Below are 19,913 nucleotides of genomic sequence, written 5' to 3' on the forward strand. Positions count from 1 at the left end.
ACCAGGCTCAGGCCACGCTCCCTCAGACGGTGCTACCTCAGACCGCGCCGGGGTTGCGGCCGTGGCAGGCCTTGAACTTGCGACCCGAGCCGCACGGGCACTTCTGGTTGCGGCCCACGCCGTCGAAGGTGCCACCCGACTTGACCTCGTCGGTCGCGGTGTCCTCGGCGGTGGCAACCGGACGAGCAGCCCTCGCCGTCTGGGTCCGGGTGGCCTGCGTCCGAGTGGTCTGGGGACGGGCCGAGCGGGCCTGGGCAGCTCGTCCGCCACCTCGGCGCACGGGCTCACGACGCGTGGTCGCCTCACCGCTCTCGTCGGGGGCCGAATAGCTCAGGTTGGACGCCTGGCGTCCACCCAGGCCCTTGGCGCCGATGACCGGACGCGCACGCCGCTGGTTGGCCTGGTCGAGAGCGGCGACCGCCTCCTCGGGCAGGTCGACCGCATCCTGCGCGAGCTCCTCGTCGGTGTCGCCGTCGCCCCCGGAGAGCACCATCGGGCGACCGGAGCCGACCAGTCCGACCTGCGGCACCTGGGTCTGCACCTCGAGGTTGAACAGGTAGCCGACAACCTCCTCCATGAAGGCTTCCATCATGGAGTTGAACATCATGCCGCCCTCGCGCTGGTACTCCACCAGGGGGTCGCGCTGGGCCATGGCGCGCAGGCCGATGCCCTCGCGCAGGTAGTCCATCTCGTAGAGGTGCTCACGCCACTTGCGGTCGAGCACGGTGAGCAGCACCTGGCGCTCCAACTCGCGCATGGTCTCCTCGCCGAGGTCAGCCTCACGCTTGTCGTAGGCAGCGTTCACGTCGTCGAGGAAGGCGTCGACCAGCCCCTGCTGGTCGTGCACGTCGTCGACGTCGTCCAGCTCGATGCCGACCGGGTAGAGCGTTCGCATCTCGGTCCACAGCTGGTCGAGGTCCCAGTCGTCCTCGAAACCGACGGTGTGCGAGCGCACCCCGGACTCGACGACCCGGGCGACCGTGCCGCGCAGCTGGGCCTCGACGTCAGCACCGTCGAGCACCTTGCGCCGGTCGCCATAGATGGCGTGGCGCTGCCGGTTCATCACGTCGTCGTAGCGCAGCACGTTCTTGCGCATCTCGAAGTTCTGCGCCTCGACCTGCTTCTGCGCGCTCTCGATCGACTTGTTGATCCAGGCGTGCTCGATCGGCTGGTCCTCGGGCACCTTGAGCGTGAGCATCGCCCGCTCCATGGCCTCGCCCTTGAACAGCCGCATCAGGTCATCACCCAGGGAGAGGTAGAACCGGCTCTCCCCCGGGTCACCCTGACGACCGGATCGTCCACGCAGCTGGTTGTCGATCCGGCGCGACTCGTGGCGTTCAGAACCGATCACGTAGAGCCCGCCCAGTTCGACGACCTCCTCATGTTCCTCGGCGGTCTGCTCCTCGAGCTCGGCCAGGGTGTCGGCCCACGCGGCCTCGTACTCCTCGGGCGTCTCGTGCGGGTCGAGGCCCTTCTCCTTGAGCACCAGGTCGGCCAGGAACTCCGGGTTGCCGCCCAGCATGATGTCGGTGCCTCGTCCGGCCATGTTGGTGGCCACGGTGACCGCACCCTTGCGACCGGCCAGGGCGACGATGGCCGCCTCTGACTCGTGGTGCTTGGCGTTGAGCACCTTGTGCGGCACGCCCGCCTTCTTCAGCAGGCTCGACAGCACCTCGGACTTGGCGACCGAGGCCGTGCCCAGCAGCACCGGCTGGCCCTCTTCGTGGCGCTCCTTGACGTCGTCGACGATGGCCGAGAACTTGCCGTTCTCGGTGCGGAAGACCAGGTCGCGCTGGTCAGCGCGGATCATCGGCATGTTGGTCGGGATCGGGATGACCCCCAGGCCGTAGATCTTCTGGAACTCGCTCTCCTCGGTCTTGGCGGTACCGGTCATCCCGGCGAGCTTGTCGTACATCCGGAAGAAGTTCTGCAGGGTGATCGTGGCGAGCGTCTGGTACTCGTCCTTGATCTGCACCTTCTCCTTGGCCTCCAACGCCTGGTGCAGGCCCTCGTTGTAACGGCGACCCGACAGCACGCGGCCGGTGTGCTCGTCGACGATCAGCACCTCGCCGTCCATGACGACGTAGTCCTTGTCGCGCTTGAACAGTTCCTTGGCCTTGATGGCGTTGTTGAGGTAGCTGATCAGCGGGGTGTTGGCCGACTCGTAGAGGTTGTCGATGCCGAGGCGGTCCTCGACGGCGGTGATGCCGGAGGCCAGCACGCTCACGGTGCGCTTCTTCTCGTCCACCTCGTAGTCGCGGTCGCGCTTGAGCCGGGTGACCAGGGTGGCGAACTCGGGGTACCACTCGTGGCTGTCCTCCGAGGGACCCGAGATGATCAGCGGGGTGCGGGCCTCGTCGATCAGAATCGAGTCGACCTCGTCGACGATGGCGAAGTGGTGACCGCGCTGGACGAGGTCCTCGCTGGTCAGCGCCATGTTGTCGCGCAGGTAGTCGAAGCCGAACTCGTTGTTGGTGCCGTAGGTGATGTCGGCGTTGTAGGCCTCGCGCCGCTCAGCGGGGGTCATCGTGGTGAGGATCACCGCGGTGGTCAGGCCGAGGAAGTGGTGCAGGCGCCCCATCTGCTCGGACTGGTACTTGGCCAGGTAGTCGTTGACCGTGACGACGTGGACGCCCTTGCCGGTGAGCGCATTCAGGTAGGAGGGCAGGGTGGCGACCAGCGTCTTGCCCTCACCGGTCTTCATCTCGGCGATGTTGCCGCGGTGCAGCGCGGCACCGCCCATGATCTGCACATCGAACAGTCGCTTGTTGAACACCCGCTGGCCGGCTTCGCGCACCGTGGCGAAGGCCTCGACCAGGATGTCGTCGAGGGTCTCACCGTCCTCGAGGCGCTCGCGGAACTCGTCGGTCTGCGCGCGCAACTCCTCGTCGGTCATCTCCTCGTAGTCCGCCTCGATGGAGTTGACCTGGTCGGCGATCTTGCGCAGTTGCCTGAGGGTGCGGCCCTCGCCCGTGTTCAGCAGGCGATCGATGAAGCTCACAGGGATCCTTTGCGTCGGCGTGGTCTGGCGTGCGGCGAGCCCAGACCTCAAACAGACCCCATCCTAGTTGGCCACTGGTCGCTGCCCGAAACCGTGAGCGGCGACCGCCGAGGCCAGTTCGGGTGCCAGGTCGCCGCGCGGTTGCACCCTCACCGACGACAGACCCAGCCAGCCCGCCATGGTGGCCAACTCGTGCGCCAACGCCGCTGCCACCTCGCCGAACTCGGCTCGTCGACCGGGTTCGCGCCAACTTGCCTGGACGAGCAGCGTCGCGGTCTGCCGGTCGGCCTTGAGGTCGACGCGGGCGACGAACTCGTCGTCCATCAGGAAGGAGTAGACGTAGTAGCCGTACAGGCGCTTCGGCTCGGGGACGTAGATCTCGATGCGGTAGTGGTAGTCGAACAGGGTCTCGATGCGTTGGCGCTGGTACATCATCGAGTCGAACGGGCTGAGCAGGGCCCGGGCACCGACCCGGCGGGGCACGGTCGTGCCGGCCACGCACCACAACGGGCCCTTCCAGCCCTCGACGGCCACCGGCTCCAGTTCACCGGTCTCGACCAGGGCGTCGATGGCGGCTCGGGTCGGGCGACGCTGGGTGTAGAAGTACTCCGACAGGCAGCGCTCGGAGAACACCCCGAGGGCGTTCGCCGCACGCCGGGCCAACATCGTGCGCTGCTGCTGCTCGTCCATGGGCGGCTCGGCCAGCACGTGCGCCGGCAGGACGCGTTCGGGAAGGTCGTAGACCCGTTCGAACTGGGCATTGCGCCGGGCCGAGGCGATCCGGCCGCGGGTGAAGTGCCACTCCAGGGCGACCTTGGCCGATGACCAGTTCCACCCCCAGTTGACCCGGCTGCGTTCCTCGGTGTGCTGGATCTGGCGCGCCGTCAGCGGCCCGCCCTCGGTGACCTCACGCAGCACCTGGTCGGTGATGTCGGGAAAGCCCTCCCGGATGCCCGAGATCCACGCCCCGTCGTCCTCGCGCTGCATCTTGAAGCGCATGGCGTTGAACAGGTTCACGTCGATCAAGCAGGCGGCATGCCCCCAGTACTCGACCAGCCGTCGAGGTGGGCTGCCGAAGGCCCGGTCGAGCAGCCCGGTGTCGTAGGGACCGAGCCTGGAGAACAGTGGCATGTAGTGCGCACGCACGGCCACGTTGACCGAGTCGATCTGGAACTGCGCCACGCGCGTGATCTCACGCTGCACGTCGCGCATGGTCGGTGCCCGGTCCCGGCGCGGACGAGCCAACCCCTGGGCCTGCAGCGCCACGCGGCGGGCTTGGGCCAGGGACAGCGACCTCACCGGGTCACCGACCGGCGGGATGGGATCACGGCAGGGCGAGCCTGATCACGCCGTAGTCGTAGCCGCGGCGGCGGTAGACCACGCTCGGCTTGCCGGTCTCGGCGCACGAGTAGAGGAAGAAGTCGTGACCGACCAGCTCCATCTCGTCCAGGGCCTGGGCCAGCGTCAGCGGCACGGCCTGGAACTCCTTCTCCTTGACCACCAGCGGACCGTCGCCGGTGACCTCGATGCCGGCGATGTTCTGGGTCTGGGACGCCTCGTCGTCGACCTGCTCGACCTCGTGCGGCTCGTGGAACGAGTTGGCCACCTCGTGGCCACGCAGGCCCTTGGTGCGCTTGCGGCGGTCGGCAGCCTTGCGCAGCTGCGCCTTCAGCTTGTCCATGGCTCGCTCGAAGGCCTGCATCTTGTCCTCGGCGGAAGCCTCGGCGCGCACCACCGGTCCCCGGCTGCGCAGGGTGATCTCGGCGTCGACGGCCTTGTCAGGTGAACCCTTGGTGTCGTTGGCGGTGAAGACCACCTCGACGCGCTGTACCCGGTCGCGGAATCGCTCGACGGTGGCGATTCGTTCGGTGACCTGCTCGCGTACGGCGTCACTGATGGTGCAGTGGTGTCCGGAGACGACGATGTCCATCCCATCCTCCTGTTCACGTGGACGACAACGGCACGACCACCCGGTCCGACGTCCAACGCCCGGACCTCACCCGCCACCGGTCTGTGTGACTGGGGCCGGCTGGTCGTGCCATGCCCCCAACTTAGCCACCATCGGCAACCCTGTCAGCCTTTCGATCAGGCATGTCAGGCGTTGTCGTCCACAACTGGGACGAGGCGACGGTGACCGCCAGCGCCACCCGGTGCCCGACTGCCTCGAGCGCCCCGGCAGCGGCCACCAGGGTGGCTCCGGTGGTGACCACGTCGTCGACGAGGACGACCTGCTGTCCGCTGCCGCGGGCACTGAACCGACCGAGCTGGTTGGCCCAGCGGTCGGCCCTGTGCAACTCGGTCTGGTCGACCCGGACGCCCGGGCGACGCAACAGACGACGCACCGGCATGCTGCTCAGCCGCCCCAGGTGCAGCGCCAGCGCCCGGGTGTGGTCGAAGCCACGGGACCGCACGCTGGCGCCGGGGCTGGGCACGGCGACCAGCACCGCGTCCGCCACGGCGGGCAGCACGTGTGACATCGCCTCAGCCAGGGGTGCCGCCAGACCCCAGGCCTGGGCGTCCTTGAAGCCCTTGACGATGGCGGTGACCGGGGGCTGGTAGCTGGTCGCCGAGACCACCCGCAGCCCGGACAGGTCTCGCTCCAACGGCCCGAGCCCGAGGCTGGCCCGACAGGCCGGGCACAGTCCCAGCACGGGTTCACCGCAGCCCGTGCACTCCGCGCCCAGGAACAGGTCGGCCAGCGCGTCGACGAACCTCATCGAGCCAGCCTGCCCCGTGCTGGGTGCCGGCCGCGTCGGGCCTGTGGACAACCGGCGGCAGGACCACGACAGGGTCAGCCGGGCAGCGCGGCCACCGGCAGGTCGCCAGCCACCTCCTGCCAGCGGAACCGGTCCTCGAGCCGCCACACCGTCTGGTCCTCGGTGACCACCACCGCGGTCGTCCCCGACACCCTGGGCAGCGCACTGATCTGGGTGATCTCGATCTCCAGGTCGCTGGGGCCCATCGCCTCGACCCGCGAGGCGTCAGACCGCACCCGGTAGACCGAGAAGTGCGGGTCGGCCGAACCGGCCGCCACCACCAACAACTCCATCGCCTCGGCCCAGGCCACGTCGCGCATGGCGGTGAGCAGGCCCTGGGAGGCGTGCAGCGGCAACTCCCGCCACCCCTCGGGCTGCAGCCGGCCCTCGCGATCGCGCAACCTGACCATGCCCAGCGACGACTGGTCACCCTGGGCGAGCACCACGGCCATCCGGGTCAGGTCGGGGGCGAGCCTGAAGGCCACCACCCGTCCATCGGGCAGGTCGGGAATGTCGACCACCTGCACCTCACCGTTGCGCCCGACGTGCACCAACTTGCTGGCCCCGGTGCCCGAGCTGTCGATGGTCCAACTGCCGTCGTCGGTCACCTGCGGATTGGCGAGGGCGGCCCCCTCGTGCACCATGTGGGGCACCCCGCTCACGTCGCCGGTCCACAGGCGCTTGCGGTCCTGGGACACCACTGCGACCCGGGTCTCGTCGCGCGAGACGGCGAGCCCTCCCACCGTGTCACCCCAGTCGGGCTGGCCCCACGCCCCCTGCACCGGCGAGAACCGTCCCCCGATGCGTTCGTCGACGTGCCCCAGCACCGACTCACGCGCCCCCACGACGGTGCCGAGGCTGCGCGAGTCGATCGGCGCGAACGAGGTGACGTCGACCAGTCGAACGGTCCCGGACGGCTCACCGGGCAGGGCCCAGGGTTGGCCGTTGACCGTGATCCGCACGGCGGTGACCTGGCTGAACTGGTTCATCGTCCACATCAACTGGGCGGCGACCTGCAGGCGTTGCCGGTCGCCCAGTCCTGCGATCGGGTCGGTCAGCGAGACCTCGGCCACACCGCCGTCGACGCTCACCGAGGCCAAGGTGCTGCGGGTGTCGGCCGGGATCGCGGTGCCCACGCTGGGCCGCTTCCAGGGAGCAGGTCCGGCCAACAACCCCTCCAGGGCGGCCGAGGGGTTCACCGTGGCCTCCGGCAGGTGCACCAACTCGGGAGCGACCGTCTGGCCGTTGCCGGTCAGGAAGTACAGGGTCACCGGGCGGAAGTAGCGCTGGAACAGGTAGCGCGCCAGCAGCAACCCTTCCGGCGGTGAGCCGATCCGCCACTGGCCGTCGACCTTGATCATCCGGAAGTCGTGCTTGTAGGTGCCGCTGTGCGGGGTGTGCCGCCCCTCGGCATCGAGCGACCCCACCCAGGGCGCGTTGAGTGCGGCGGACTCCTCGGTGGTCACCGGCTTGTGGTTGTCGGACTCGTAGATCACCGCCCCCGACTCCGGCTTCCAGTCGTTGCTCGCGCTCTGGGTCAGGTACTGGCGAGCCACGGGGTAGCCGGGACGGTCGCTGCTCATCGCCAGCAGGAAGCCGGCCAGGATCACCTCGGGACTGCCCCCGCGAACAGGGGGCTGCACCTCGATGCCGATGCCCTGCTCGACCTCACGCGAGCTGGCCGGCGCCACCGGCACCACCGGGCCGCTGATCGGCACCTGGGCGCAGGCGGCGAGCGCCGCCAGCGGCGCCCCGGCCAGGAGTGTGCGACGTCTCACTGGACGACCTCCCGCCGGACGGGCCGGGCCGCGATGGCCGGCGGAGGAGGATCGGCCGGCGCCAACGGCAACGGCGAGCTGGTCAGGATGCCGTGGGCCTTGCGGGGCAGAGTCAGGCGGAACTGGGCCCCCCTGCCGGGGCGACCCCAGGCCGACAGCCACCCGTTGTGCAGCCGGGCGTCCTCCATGGCGATGGCCAGACCAAGGCCGGTCCCGCCGACGGTTCGTGACCGGGCGGGGTCAGCGCGCCAGAACCGGTGGAACACCTGGCGCGCCTGGCTGGCCTGGAAGCCGACACCGTGGTCGCGCACCACGATCGCCACCGCCTGATCGTCGGCGGTGACCCGCACGTCGATCGGACGCTTCTCGCTGTGCTCGATGGCGTTGGTGAGCAGGTTGCGCACGATCCGCCTGATGCGTCGGGAGTCGACCTCGGCCCACGCCGGCCCGTCGTCGGTCAGCGTCAGCGTGGCTCCCGATCGCTCGGCGAAGGGCTTCTGCGAGGCGACCTCCTCGGCGACCAGGGCGACCACGTCGACCTCGTCAACGGTCAGCACGGCAGCGCCGGCATCGAAGCGCGAGATCTCGAGCAGGTCGGCCAGCAGGCCTTCGAACCGATCGAGTTCGTCGTGCATCAACTCGGCCGACCGGGCCTCGGTGGCGTCGAACTCGTGCCGGCTCTCGTACAGCAACTCGGCCGCCATCCGGACCGTGGTGAGCGGGGTGCGCAACTCGTGGCTGACGTCGGAGACGAACTGCTGCTGCACGCGCGACAGGTCTTCGAGCTGACCGATCTGCTGCTGCAACTCCGAGGCCATGTGGTTCATCGAGGTGGCCAGGCTGGCCAGGTCGTCGGTGCCGCGCACGGCCATCCGGTCGTCGAGGTGCCCGTCGGCCAGGCGTCCGGCGGTGATCGAGGCCTGCCGAACGGGTCGGACGATGTGGCGCGAGACCAGGATGGCGATCACCGTCAGCAGCGCCAGCACGCCTCCCCCGACGATCCACAACGCCTGCTGCAGCCCCGCCAGGGTCTCGACCTCGTGCTGCTGGGTGAAGATGAAGTAGATCGGGTACGACTGCCCCTGCACCGGCGCCTCGAGGCGTCCCCCGATTGCCAGGCCGGGCTGGTCGGGCACCGCGGGGTCGGAGTGCACGACGGTGGTCGGGGTGATGAACATGCCACCGGTGCCGCCGGTCACCGCCTGCACCAGCGACTCGGGCACGCTCTGGGCGCTGATACCCGGCGAGACGAAGCCCGAGACCGGGCCCTGGATCACCACGTGGAAGCTCTGCGGCTGGTTGCCCACCTCGTCGGCGAGTTGGCTCAGGCGCTCGTACAGGTTGGCGGTGCGCAGGTCGGTGTCGCTGAGCTGCTGGTTCATTCGGCCCAGTGCGGCGCTGGCCTCGTTGATGCTCGCGGCACGCTTCTGTTCGAGCATGCCGTCGGTGGCCAGGCGCATCATCAGCGCGCCACCGAGCAGCAGCACGACCACCGAGCCGAGCAGGGTCGAGGAGATGATGCGCAGCGGCAGCGACGACCACCACAGCTGCAGCGGGGTGCGTATCCGGCGACGGCCTGCCCTGTTCGCACCGGCCTTGGGGACTGGAGTGACCGACATCGCTCAGTCCGTGGCCGGCTCACCTGCGCGGTAGCCGATTCCCCGCACCGTGATCACGATCTCGGGCCGTTCGGGATCCTTCTCGATCTTGGAGCGCAGCCGCTGCACGTGCACGTTCACCAAGCGGGTGTCGGCAGCGTGACGGTAGCCCCAGACCTCCTCGAGCAGCACCTCGCGGCTGAACACCTGCTTGGGCTTGCGGGCCAGTGCCAGCAGCAGGTCGAACTCCAGCGGTGTCAGCGGGATCTGGGTCTGGCCACGCTTGACGCTGTGGCCCTCGGTCGAGATCTCGAGGTCGCCGATCACCAGCGTCGAGTCAGTGGAGTCCTCGACCTCGAGCCGGCGCAGCCGGGTTCGGATCCTTGCCACCAACTCCTTGGCCTTGAACGGCTTCGAGACGTAGTCGTCGGCGCCCGCCTCGAGACCGGTGACCACGTCGGTGGTGTCGGAACGGGCGGTCAGCATGACGACAGGGACGCCGGACTCGGCGCGAATGTCGCGACAGATCTGCACGCCGTCGCGACCGGGCAGCATCAGGTCGAGCAGGACGAGGTCGGGCCGGCTCTCGCGGAAGGCCCCCATGGCACGCGACCCCGACGAGCACCAAGCGGTGTCGAAGCCCTCCTGACGGAGCACGATCTGCAGCATCTCGGCGAGCGCGGCGTCGTCGTCCACGACCAGGATCCGGGGACGCGCCCCGCCTCGAGTGGCCTCGGCCATGCCGCCCCTCCTCACCGGTCGCGTCGTCGCTGAGCGTCTCTGGCATGGTAACGCGAGCCGCCAAGCCTCGACGATCGACGGCACGCCGACATCGCCCACTCCCCCTCGTCGGCCACGACCGGTCGTGCCCGCTATGCTCACCGAGGACCGACGTGGGAAGAGGACGGCATGCGCGCTGTGGGGTTCGACCGGGACAAGTACCTCACCCTCCAGTCACACCACATCGAGGCCAGGCGCAGCCAGTTCGGGGGCAAGCTCTACCTCGAGTTCGGTGGCAAGCTGTTCGACGACATGCATGCCTCGCGGGTGCTGCCCGGCTTCACCCCCGACAACAAGATCGAGATGCTCGCCTCGATTGCCGACGAGGTCGAGGTGGTGTTCGCGGTCAACGCTCGCGACCTGACCAACACCACCAAGGTGCGCGCCGACCTGGGCATCAGCTACGAGGACGACGTGTTGCGCCTGATCGACGAGTTCGGTGAGCGTGGCCTGTTCGTCAGCAGCGTGGTCATCACCCAGGTCACCGACGACAACCGCACCGTGCGCACCTTCCGCCGCAAGCTCGAGCGGATGGGCCTGAAGGTCTACCGGCACTACCCGATCAAGGGCTACCCGCACGACGTGCGCGCCATCGTCAGCGAGCACGGCTACGGCCGCAACGACTACATCGAAACGAGCCGCGACGTGATCGTGGTGACCGCCCCGGGGCCCGGCAGCGGCAAGATGGCCACCTGCCTGTCGCAGCTCTACCACGACCACCAGCGCGGCATCGGCTCCGGCTACGCCAAGTTCGAGACCTTCCCGATCTGGAACCTGCCGCTCGACCACCCGGTCAACATCGCCTACGAGGCCGCCACCGCCGACCTCGACGACGTCAACATGATCGACCCGTTCCACCTGGCCGCCTACGGCGAGCAGGTGGTCAACTACAACCGCGACGTCGAGGTGTTCCCCGTGCTCAACCTGCTCTTCGAGCAGTTGCTGGGGCACTCCCCGTACCGCTCCCCCACCGACATGGGGGTGAACATGGCCGGCATGTGCATCAGCGACGACGAGGTCTGTCGCGAGGCCAGCCGGCAGGAGGTCGTCCGGCGCTACCACAAGGCCCTGGTCGAGGAACGCCGGGACGAGCTCGAGCCGGTCGCCTCCGACCGGATCGCGTTGCTGATGGGCCAGTTGGGGGTGACCAAGGACGATCGTCCGGTGGTCGGGCCGGCGCTCGAGGTCGAGCGTCGCACCAAGGCCCCCGCGGCCGCCCTGCAACTGGCCGACGAACGCATCATCACCGGCAAGACCTCGGCGCTGCTGGGTGCGAGTTCGTCGGTGCTGCTCAATGCGCTCAAGGCCCTGGCCGGCATCGACGACCAGGTCAACCTGCTGGCCCCGGAGTCGATCGAGCCGATCCAGACCCTCAAGACCCACCACCTGGGCAGCCGCAACCCTCGTCTGCACACCGACGAGGTGCTGATCGCGTTGGCCGTGAGCGCCACCACCGACCCGCATGCCAAGGCCGCCATCGACCAGCTGCAGAGCCTTCGAGGCTGCGATGCACACACCACGGTGATCTTGGGTTCGGTGGACGAGGGGATCTTCCGCAACCTGGGCGTGCAGGTCACCAGCGAGCCGGTCTACCAGACCAGGAAGCTCTACCGGAAGCGCTGAGGGACCTCAGTTGACCTCGGGGTCGCTGACCCAGGCCGAGTTCAGGCTGACAGGGCCCTGCTGGCGGCGCAGCACCCGGCGCCACAGCGTCGACTGGTCGCTGCCGAAGATGTCACCCTCGCGCACCGCGGCCCGGTGCCAGTCGCCCCGCAGGATCTCACCCTCGAGCTGACCGGACTCCCAGCCGGAGTAGCCGGCGAAGATCCGCAGGTCGCTGTAGGCACCCTCGGCGATCTCGACCGGGGTGTCGAGGTGCAGCAGGCCCAGGTCGTCCACGACACGGCGCCAACCGGGCGGGTCCTCGGCGTCGTTGTTGACCTTGGCCACGCAGACCGCACCGTTGGGTGAGACCGGACCACCGGCGAACAGTCGCTGCGGAGGGCTGACCATCTGCTGCCACTGCGGCAGCACCTCGGCCAGTTCGGCGTCGGCAAGCTTGTTGAGCACCACTCCGAGGGCACCGGATGAGTCGCAGTCGAGCAGCAGGATCACGGTCTGCTCGAAGAAGTTGCCATCGAGCCCGACACTGGCGACGAGCAGCTCACCGGCAGCCGGACGCACCTGGATCGCACTCACCTCTCCATCTTGGCATGGCCACGAACCCTCGGCTGGCGAGCCCCGTCACCAAGGGGTCGTCGATCAGCGGGGTCGCATCCACGCCGCCTCGTCGGGGATGAGGTCTGGTGACAGCGGTGTCGGTGCAGGTCCGCCCGGCACCGGGATGGCCACCAGCGCCACCCAGGCTGACGGATCGTCGACCCGGGGCCCTGAGATGTCGTGCCGTCGGCGGCCTCCGCCTTCCAGACCACGGCGGCTGCGACGATCGCCCCAGCCTCTCGTGCCAGCCTTGTGGCGGCGATGTCGAGGTCACCGTCGGGGGTGAAGTCCTCGGCGAAGAGGGCCGCCATCGTCTCGACCGACGCGGCTGGCGACCAATCGGCGTGTTGGGCCACGTAGTGGCTGGCGTGCAACTGTGCGAGCTCGGCGAGGTCGTCGTCGGACACTGCCTCGATGGCCACGTCCCCGGCGTCGTCACGGTGCTGGTCTGCCCAGGCCCGAAGAGGGGGGCTCCACGACGCGCCGCCAGGGCGGGCAGGCCTGCTCCACCACGGCGCCGAACGTGCGCGCCAGCGCCCAGGCTTCGGGCATGGCTCCGGTGATCTTGGCGCGCAGCGGCAGGGTGGATGCCTCGACCTGGGCCTTCAACAGCGCAGTGCCGACACCCCGGTTTCGCCACTCCGTTCGCACCTCGAGCACCAAGGTCCTGGACCCAGGGTGGCAGGCGTTGTCGATGCCACGGCAGTGACCGACCAGCTGCCCATCGAGCTCCGCGACGAACGAGCGCCGATTGCCCCCAAGTCTCCACCGGTCCGGCTCGACCTCGGCCCACAGCAGAACATCATTGGGCACCACTGGCCGCACGTGGAGCATCGGTTCATCGTAGACGTGGCGAGTTCCCGACGGTGGCTCGCCGACTGCCGAGGCCATGAGATCGGCTCGCGACGTACTGGCCAGTGCTGAGGTCGACCCACACGAGGATCCAGTGCGCGCCATCGCGGTGCTCCGCCAGGCGGAGAGCCGCCTCGGGTTGGTCACGACCAGGTGCTTGGTGTCGCACTTGTGACAGCAGATGTCAGTTGAGCGGCAGCAGGCCTGCCGTAGTGCGACGGAGTCCTGACCTGCCCCCCGGTGAACGCTGATCCATCTTCTACGGCTGGCCCCAAGCCTCGAGGGCATCAGAAATCCTGGACAGGATCGCGCCCCGGCTGGCACCCGTCAACACCAGGTCCGAGGCGGCGTCATCGGGCGCCTCGACCAAGACTCCATTCAGGTCCACAAAGACGACAGTCGCCAGCCAACCCAAGCGCTTGTTGCCATCAACAAGTCCGTGGTGGTTGACCACCGAGTCCAGTAGGGCAGCTGCTTTGAGGAACAGCGTCGGACAGGCATCCGCTCCCCACAGAGCAGTCGTGGGACGATGGGCAGCCGACTCCAGCAGACCCACATCCCGCACCGGCCCCCCTCCGAGATCGCTGGCGAGCTCAAGAAGGTCTTCCGTCCAGGAAGACGCTCACCGGCCGAGCCGCTCCAGAACCTCTGCGTAGCGGCTTCGCGCGTGGGACGACGAGGCCGCGACCTCTTGAACGTGCCCCCGACGCTGGGCTACTTCATGGATCACCCGGATGGTCTGGAGTCGAACCGTCATCGGTAGGTCGCCGGGGCCATGGTCGCCAAGGGGTACATGGGCTCAAGGATGCCAAGCCGACCGGCGACGAATGACGAGTCCGGGGCTTGTCAGTGGCTTCCGGCGTACGAGCCTTCGACGGCACCACTGGCGCTGAGCGCTCGCGAGGCTGCTCCGGGAACGGTCCAAGGCACTCCCCCCGGTCCCCGAGATCTCTGAGCATGCTGAGGCCAACACAACGAAAGCCCCGCCGGCACGAGCCGGCGGGGCTTCTACAGGGGTGGAGCTCGGGGGGCATGTGTCGAACTCTTGGCCTTCAGTAATCACCTGATGCTGATACAGCGCGCCGCATCACCCGGACAAGACCCAGGTCAGGGATTGGTCCACGTCCCACCCTCATCGCGGCAGAAGAGTGTGCACACACAGAGGGCCGGTCTGTCGCGGCCCGTTCGCGGTACCGCAAGTCCACCTGACCTGGCGACGCGCGGCATGCAGAGAGTGCGCTAACATCGCTACATGACGATGCCAGCGAATAGTCTGAGCGACCATAGGGATCCGGAGCCCCATGCAGGACTGTCCTTGGCGGCTGCGCTGTTCCACGGCCTATCGGACCCGTCCCGGTTGGCGATCTTGCAGCACCTGAGCCTGGGCGAGCACCGCGTGCGTGACCTCACGGAACACCTTGGGTTGGCGCAGTCGACGGTGAGCGCCCACCTGGCGTGCCTTCGTGACTGTGGCCTGGTGGTGTCCCGGCCGCAGGGTCGGGCCTCGATGTTCTCCCTCACCAGCGTGCCTGAGCTGCTGGGCGTGCTGGACGCCGCAGAGCGACTCCTCGCCTCCTCGGGGTATGCGGTGGCGCTGTGCCCGAACTACGGCGTCGGGACCGAGGGCAACCCCGCCCCGGACCAGCTACGCACCCACGCCGGGCAGGAGGCGGGGGCGTGAGCCGCGAGGAGACCCCGCAGCGGGAGGTGCTCGTGGACGCGTGCGGGTGTGAGAGAACGCCGCCGCCTTTCACGGGCGGCGGCGAGGTCGAGGAACCGGTCACCCGGCTCTGGCACGTGCGGGAGATCCGGCTGAGTCTGCTCTCCGGCGCCCTGCTCGGCGTTGGGTTCCTCGCCGGACTCGGGGGCTGGGAGACGGTGGAGCTGGTGCTGGCCGCAGCGGCGCTGCTTGTGGGCGGGTCCACGTTCGTGCCCGGTGCGCTGCGGAGGCTGGCGCGCGGCAAGCTCGGCGTCGGCCTGCTGATGACGATCGGCGCCGTGGGCGCCACCCTGCTGGGGCAGGTGGAGGAGGCCGCCGCGCTGGCGTTCCTGTTCTCCCTCAGCGAGGGACTGGAGGAATACTCCCTGGCCCGGACCCGGCACGGCCTGAGGGCACTGCTGGACCTTGTGCCCAAGGAGGCGACGGTGCTGCGCGGAGGCCAAGAGGTCGTCCTTGACCCCGCCCAACTGGTGACCGGGGACGTCATGGTGGTCCGTCCGGGCGAGCGGCTGGCGACCGACGGGACCGTGCGCAGCGGCCGCAGCAGCCTGGACACCTCGGCCATCACCGGGGAGTCCATGCCGGTGGAGACCGGGCCCGGTCAGGAGGTCTTCGCCGGATCGATCAACGGCACCGGCGCCCTGGAGGTCACGGTGACCTCCACCGCGCAGGACAACTCCCTGGCCCGTATCGTGCACGTGGTCGAGACCGAGCAGTCCCGCCGCGGCGCCACCCAGCGGCTCGCGGACCGGATCGCCCGCCCGCTGGTGCCTGGCATCCTCGTCGCCGCCGTCCTGACCGCGCTGCTCGGCACCCTCCTCGATGACCCGTCGGTCTGGGTGCACCGGGCCCTGGTCATGGTCGTGGCCGCCTCCCCGTGCGCGTTGGCGATCTCGGTGCCGGTCACCGCGGGGGCCTCAATCGGGGCGGCGAGCCGCCGCGGACTCCTGATCAAGGGCGGTGCGGCGATGGAGGCACTGGGCAGGGTCCGCACCGTGGCCCTGGACAAGACCGGCACGCTGACCCGTAACCGGCCGGCCGTCGTCGACGTCGCTACCGCACCAGGGAACAACCGGGACCAGGTGCTGGGGTGGGCGGCCGCCCTGGAGGCGCGCAGCGAGCACCCGCTGGCCGCAGCCATCCTGGCCGCCACCGCCACGGTGCCCGCCGCGAAGGACGTGCAGGCCGTGGTCGGCGCCGGTCTGGTCGGCACCGTCGACGGTGCGCGGGTCCGGCTCGGCAGACCCGGCTGGGTCACCCCCGGCGACCTGGCAGGTGATGTGGCGCGCATGCAGCAGGCCGGCGCGACCGCGGTCGTGGTTGAGGTCGACGGCCACCCGGCCGGCGCCATCGCGGTCCGGGACGAAGTGCGGCCCGAGGCCGCCGAGGTCATCGCCCGTTTCGCCGACCACGGCTACACCGTGGTGATGCTGACCGGGGACAACCAGGTCACCGCACGGGCCCTGGCCGCCGAGGCCGGCATTGAGCAGGTGCACGCCGACCTGCGCCCGGAAGACAAGTCCCAGGTGGTCACCGGCCTGCGCACCCAGGGGCCGACCGCGATGGTCGGCGACGGTGTCAATGATGCACCCGCGTTGGCCACCGCGGACGTCGGCGTCGCGATGGGCGCGATGGGCACCGACGTCGCGATCGAGACCGCCGACGTCGCCCTCATGGGTGATGACCTGCGGCTGCTGCCGTACGCGTTCGAGCACGCCCACCGCACCCGCGCCATCATGCTGCAAAACGTCGTGGTCTCCCTCGCCCTGATCGCGGCCCTGATCCCGCTGGCCCTATTCGGCGTTCTGGGTCTGGCTGCGGTCGTCCTGGTCCACGAGCTGGCCGAGGTCCTCGTCATCGCCAACGGTGTCCGTGCCGGCCGCAGCAGACACCTCGCCGCCCCCGGCGTGGCGCAGGACCGTACCCACCTGGAAGGAGCTCGCGCATGAGCGCAGGCCACAACCACGGAAGCGCCACCACCCACCGCGGCCCGCTGGTGGTCGCGTTCGCGATCACCTCGACCATCTTGGTCGCCGAGGTCATCGGGGCGTTGTGGACCGGCTCTCTGGCTCTGCTGGTCGACGCAGGGCACATGGTTACCGACGCCGCCGGGCTGGGCATGGCTCTGATCGCCGCGTCGCTGGCCCTGCGCCCGCCAACACCCGAGCGGACGTGGGGGTTCCGCCGGGCCGAGGTACTCGCCGCGGGAGCCCAGGCCACTGTGCTGCTCGGGGTCGGGCTCTACGCTTTCGTCGAGGGCGTCCGCCGCCTGTACGAACCGCACGAGGTCAGCTCCACCGGCTTGCTCATCTTCGGTATCGTCGGCCTCGCCGGAAACATCGTCTCCATGCTGGTCCTCAGCTCCGGACGTGTCGCCAACCTCAACATGCGCGCCGCGTTCCTGGAGGTCGTCAACGACGCCCTGGGGTCGGTGGCCGTCATCATCAGCGCGATCATCATCACCACCACCGGGTGGGTCCGCATCGACGCCATCACCGGAATGCTCATTGCCGCCCTCATCGTGCCCCGCGCCATCACCATCCTGCGAGAGGCCGGACACATCCTGCTGGAGTCCACACCCAAGGGGCTGAACCTGGACGACGTCCGCGCCCACGTGCTCGCGGTGCGGCACGTGCAGGACGTACACGACCTCCACGCCTCCACCATCGCCACCGGCCTACCCGTGCTGACGGCTCACGTCGTCCTGGACGAGGAGTGCTTCACCGACGGTCACGCCGCCGAGATGTTGGCCCACCTCCAGGACTGCGTGGCCGAGCACTTCGACGTCAGCATCGGGCACTCCACTTTCCAGCTCGAACCACCCGGACACGCCGACCGCGAGCACACCGCCCACGCCTGACCAACTCCTCGGGTCGGCATGTGCCTAGATGACGCACGTACTCGAGACTCACGTCCAAGAAGGTCTCGTCCTCGGGGCTGCCCGGGGGTCTTCGAGGCGTGAAAGCAAAAAGCCCCTGCCAGCGAGCTGGCAGGGGCACAGGGGTGGAGGTGGCGGGAATTGAACCCGCGTCCTCAAGAGGCGAACCAGGTCTTCTCCGGGTGCAGCCGCCGTGGCGTTCTACTTGGCTCCTGCCCTCATGGCGGCATGTGGCAGACGAGCCCAGTCACAGTTGAGTCCCGATCAGCCCCTGCGACGCAGGCTGATCAGCAAGCCTTCTTGATGAGGCCAGGATCTGAGTCGAAGGCGGTCTCAGTCTGACCCTTCGGTCACTGCTCAGGCAGCGAGAGCGAAGTCTGCGCGAGTGTTGTCGGCAGTTATTGGTTTCCAAGGGACATTTACGAGTTGACCTTGGATTCTCGACCCGCTTCCCCTGGGACTACCGTCCCAAGTCGAAACCAGTCACCCCCTGTTGAGTTGTACCGGCCTTCGTCGCCCGACCTGAGTCGAGGCGATCCGGTGGCCGCACCGCCTCTCCATTCTACCTTGTCGCCGAGGTGGCGCGCACCTGTGTTTCCGGCCGTCAGCGACGGGGACGACGCTTGTGTGCCGGCCGGTCCTCGAGCACGCGCACCGGCAGCACCCGGTTGATCGGGTTGGTCCACTCCTCACCGTTGGAGGCGCGCAGCCCGCCGACAACGGTGAACACCAGCCAGCTGATGCCCAGCAGCGCCATCAGCGCACCGTGGAAGGGCAGCCACTCCAGGAAGATCGCCGAGCCGATGATCAGGCCGAGCATGGTGACCTGGAAGTTGAACGCCTTGGCGGCCTCAAGCTTGGCGTAGCTGTCCTTGGCGGTCACCGCGTACACCAGGCCCGGGCCCACGATCGAGGTGCCCAGCGCCGACAGGTGGCCCAATGTGGCGGTGACGCGTCCGGCGGTGCCGTCACGGTGCTGGTTGACCAATGGCGCGTAGGCCGGGTGTGCTCCCACGGCAGCCGACGACAGCGGGATCTGCACCAGTCCCGAGAACGCGGCGTTCAGTTCGGCGCGGGTCTCGGCCACCAGCGCCTGCCCGATCCGGTGGTCGAGTTCGTCGGCGCTGAGTCGTCCGTCGGCGTAGGCGCCCTGCAGGTAGGCCAGGGCCCTGTCCCGTTGCGCCTCTGTCACGCGCAGCGTCAGGTTGGGGTGGCTGCGCGTCACGTGCGCGAGTCCCTGGTTGAACGCCATCTGGCCCAACTGTGCCTGCAGCCTCTGCTGGCTGGTGGGACTGGTCGGGAAGCGTGGCGTCTGGCTCATGCCCCAAGCCTAGGTCGTCACCCCCACGGATCGGGGTCAGGATCGACCCCGAGCCAACCCTCATCCGACCCCGGTGAGCCTGCTCCTCGCGTGCTGTGCGAGGCGTGCCCTAGGGTCGAGACCATGACTGATCAGCAGCCTGCTGTCGAGATTCCCGAGGGCGATGCCCCCACCGAGTTGGTCATCACCGACCTGGTCGAGGGCGACGGCCCCCAGGCCACCGCCGGCCAGTTCGTCGAGGTGCACTACGTCGGTGTCGCCTGGTCGACCGGCGCCGAGTTCGACTCCAGCTGGAACCGTGGCGAGCCCCTGGGCTTCCCGCTGGGCGCCGGCATGGTGATCCGGGGCTGGGACACCGGCGTTCAGGGCATGAAGGTGGGCGGACGACGCCAACTGGTGATCCCCGCGCACCTGGCCTACGGCGACCGCGGCGCCGGTGGCGTGATCAAGCCCGGCGAGACCCTCATCTTCGTCTGCGACCTCATTTCATGCGGGGGATGACCCCCTGCACCCCCACCGACGGCTGACGGCTCAACGGCGGCGCCGGGCGGCCAGCTCCCGCTCGGTGTCGCGGCGGGCATCGCGTTCGGCGATCGCCTGGCGCTTGTCCCAGTCCCGCTTGCCGGTGGCGACGGCGATCTCGACCTTGGCATAGCCGTCGGAGAAGTAGATCGCCAGCGGCACGATCGTCCGACCCGAGTTGGCGACCTCTCGTTCGAGCTTGTCGATCTCGCGCCGGTTGAGCAGCAACTTCCTCGTGCGCCGGGTGGCGTGGTTCTTCCAGGTGCCGAAGGCGTACTCGGGGATGTGGGCGTTGCGCAGCCACACCTCTCCGTCGTCCACGGTGGCGTAGGCGTCGGCCAGTGAGGCCCGCCCGGCCCGCAGCGACTTCACCTCGGTGCCGGTGAGCACCATGCCCGCCTCGTAGCGGTCACCAATGTGGTAGTCGTGGGTGGCCTTGCGGTTCTGCGCCACCAGCTTGCGCCCCTTCTCGCGTGGCACAGCACCC

17 protein-coding genes, 1 other RNA gene and 1 pseudogene are annotated in these 19,913 nt (G+C 68.9%); 5 read left to right on the top strand and 14 right to left on the bottom strand.

Features of this window, described 5'->3' with window-relative positions; all coding sequences use genetic code 11:
- Positions 1-37 precede the first annotated feature (37 nt).
- The 7 genes from secA to mtrA form a co-directional block, all read right to left on the bottom strand.
- A complete protein-coding gene (gene secA, locus IE660_RS03845; protein ID WP_456237010.1) occupies positions 38-3,001 on the bottom strand; it encodes a preprotein translocase subunit SecA in 2,964 nt (987 codons plus the stop codon).
- Between the two features lie 63 nt (positions 3,002-3,064).
- Entirely contained in the window at positions 3,065-4,300 is a 1,236-nt protein-coding gene (locus IE660_RS03850) for a winged helix-turn-helix domain-containing protein (protein WP_328701829.1), read from the bottom strand.
- Between the two features lie 25 nt (positions 4,301-4,325).
- Complete coding sequence (gene hpf / locus IE660_RS03855; RefSeq protein ID WP_203567039.1) at positions 4,326-4,931, bottom strand: ribosome hibernation-promoting factor, HPF/YfiA family; 606 nt, start codon at positions 4,929-4,931, stop codon at positions 4,326-4,328.
- Positions 4,932-5,052: 121 nt separating this feature from the next.
- The gene (locus IE660_RS03860; RefSeq protein WP_203567040.1) at positions 5,053-5,718 is read right to left on the bottom strand and encodes a ComF family protein; all 666 of its coding nucleotides are present in this window, start codon (positions 5,716-5,718) and stop codon (positions 5,053-5,055) included.
- 74 nt (positions 5,719-5,792) lie between these two features.
- Entirely contained in the window at positions 5,793-7,535 is a 1,743-nt protein-coding gene (locus tag IE660_RS03865; RefSeq protein WP_203567041.1) for an LpqB family beta-propeller domain-containing protein, read from the bottom strand.
- On the bottom strand, positions 7,532-9,040 hold the full coding sequence (gene mtrB / locus IE660_RS03870; RefSeq protein ID WP_203567383.1) for an MtrAB system histidine kinase MtrB: 1,509 nt from the start codon (positions 9,038-9,040) through the stop codon (positions 7,532-7,534). Before mtrB ends, IE660_RS03865 begins: the two co-directional genes overlap by 4 nt.
- Before the next feature lie 117 nt (positions 9,041-9,157).
- Entirely contained in the window at positions 9,158-9,874 is a 717-nt protein-coding gene (gene mtrA / locus IE660_RS03875; RefSeq protein ID WP_203567042.1) for an MtrAB system response regulator MtrA, read from the bottom strand.
- Between the two features lie 168 nt (positions 9,875-10,042).
- Here mtrA and IE660_RS03880 point away from each other — a divergent pair, with 168 nt between their 5' ends.
- Positions 10,043-11,536 (top strand): DUF1846 domain-containing protein, encoded by a 1,494-nt coding sequence (locus tag IE660_RS03880; RefSeq protein ID WP_203567043.1) that lies wholly within the window; start codon positions 10,043-10,045, stop codon positions 11,534-11,536.
- A 6-nt stretch (positions 11,537-11,542) separates the two neighbouring features.
- On the opposite strand, the gene IE660_RS03885 is transcribed toward IE660_RS03880, so the two are convergent.
- The 4 genes and pseudogenes from IE660_RS03885 to IE660_RS03900 all read right to left on the bottom strand — a co-directional run.
- Positions 11,543-12,112 (bottom strand): YqgE/AlgH family protein, encoded by a 570-nt coding sequence (locus tag IE660_RS03885; RefSeq protein WP_203567044.1) that lies wholly within the window; start codon positions 12,110-12,112, stop codon positions 11,543-11,545.
- On the bottom strand, positions 12,109-12,540 hold the full coding sequence (locus IE660_RS03890) for a hypothetical protein (protein WP_203567045.1): 432 nt from the start codon (positions 12,538-12,540) through the stop codon (positions 12,109-12,111). Before IE660_RS03890 ends, IE660_RS03885 begins: the two co-directional genes overlap by 4 nt.
- A 28-nt stretch (positions 12,541-12,568) precedes the next feature.
- A complete protein-coding gene (locus IE660_RS03895; protein WP_203567046.1) occupies positions 12,569-12,967 on the bottom strand; it encodes a GNAT family N-acetyltransferase in 399 nt (132 codons plus the stop codon).
- A gap of 277 nt (positions 12,968-13,244) precedes the next feature.
- Positions 13,245-13,562, bottom strand: a pseudogene (locus IE660_RS03900) (type II toxin-antitoxin system death-on-curing family toxin); the annotation flags it as partial.
- A 681-nt stretch (positions 13,563-14,243) separates the two neighbouring features.
- Here IE660_RS03900 and IE660_RS03905 point away from each other — a divergent pair.
- Genes IE660_RS03905 through IE660_RS03915 form a run of 3 tightly spaced genes read left to right on the top strand, consistent with a single transcriptional unit; the run spans position 14,244 to position 17,565 of the window.
- The gene (locus IE660_RS03905) at positions 14,244-14,666 is read left to right on the top strand and encodes a metalloregulator ArsR/SmtB family transcription factor (RefSeq protein WP_328701865.1); all 423 of its coding nucleotides are present in this window, start codon (positions 14,244-14,246) and stop codon (positions 14,664-14,666) included.
- Positions 14,663-16,654: a heavy metal translocating P-type ATPase gene (locus tag IE660_RS03910; protein WP_328701830.1), complete on the top strand. Its 1,992-nt coding sequence runs from the start codon at positions 14,663-14,665 to the stop codon at positions 16,652-16,654. The genes IE660_RS03905 and IE660_RS03910 overlap by 4 nt, the downstream gene beginning before the upstream one ends.
- Complete coding sequence (locus tag IE660_RS03915) at positions 16,651-17,565, top strand: cation diffusion facilitator family transporter (protein ID WP_203567050.1); 915 nt, start codon at positions 16,651-16,653, stop codon at positions 17,563-17,565. Before IE660_RS03910 ends, IE660_RS03915 begins: the two co-directional genes overlap by 4 nt.
- Before the next feature lie 141 nt (positions 17,566-17,706).
- Here the strand turns inward: IE660_RS03915 and ssrA are convergent.
- Together ssrA and IE660_RS03925 are read right to left on the bottom strand one after the other, a co-directional pair.
- Positions 17,707-18,074, bottom strand: a transfer-messenger RNA (tmRNA) gene (gene ssrA / locus IE660_RS03920).
- A 113-nt stretch (positions 18,075-18,187) separates the two neighbouring features.
- Positions 18,188-18,904 carry a DUF1707 and DUF4870 domain-containing protein gene (locus IE660_RS03925; RefSeq protein ID WP_203567051.1) on the bottom strand — a complete coding sequence of 239 codons (717 nt, stop codon included), beginning with the start codon at positions 18,902-18,904 and terminating at the stop codon, positions 18,188-18,190.
- 123 nt (positions 18,905-19,027) lie between these two features.
- Here IE660_RS03925 and IE660_RS03930 point away from each other — a divergent pair, with 123 nt between their 5' ends.
- Positions 19,028-19,405, top strand: a complete 378-nt coding sequence (locus tag IE660_RS03930; protein WP_203567052.1) for an FKBP-type peptidyl-prolyl cis-trans isomerase — start codon at positions 19,028-19,030, stop codon at positions 19,403-19,405.
- A gap of 30 nt (positions 19,406-19,435) precedes the next feature.
- Here IE660_RS03930 and smpB read toward each other — a convergent pair whose 3' ends face one another.
- On the bottom strand, positions 19,436-19,906 hold the full coding sequence (gene smpB / locus IE660_RS03935; protein WP_203567053.1) for an SsrA-binding protein SmpB: 471 nt from the start codon (positions 19,904-19,906) through the stop codon (positions 19,436-19,438).
- Positions 19,907-19,913: the final 7 nt, after the last annotated feature.

It is taken from the genome of Aestuariimicrobium ganziense, from assembly GCF_015352975.1.
Lineage (GTDB): Bacteria > Actinomycetota > Actinomycetes > Propionibacteriales > Propionibacteriaceae > Aestuariimicrobium > Aestuariimicrobium ganziense.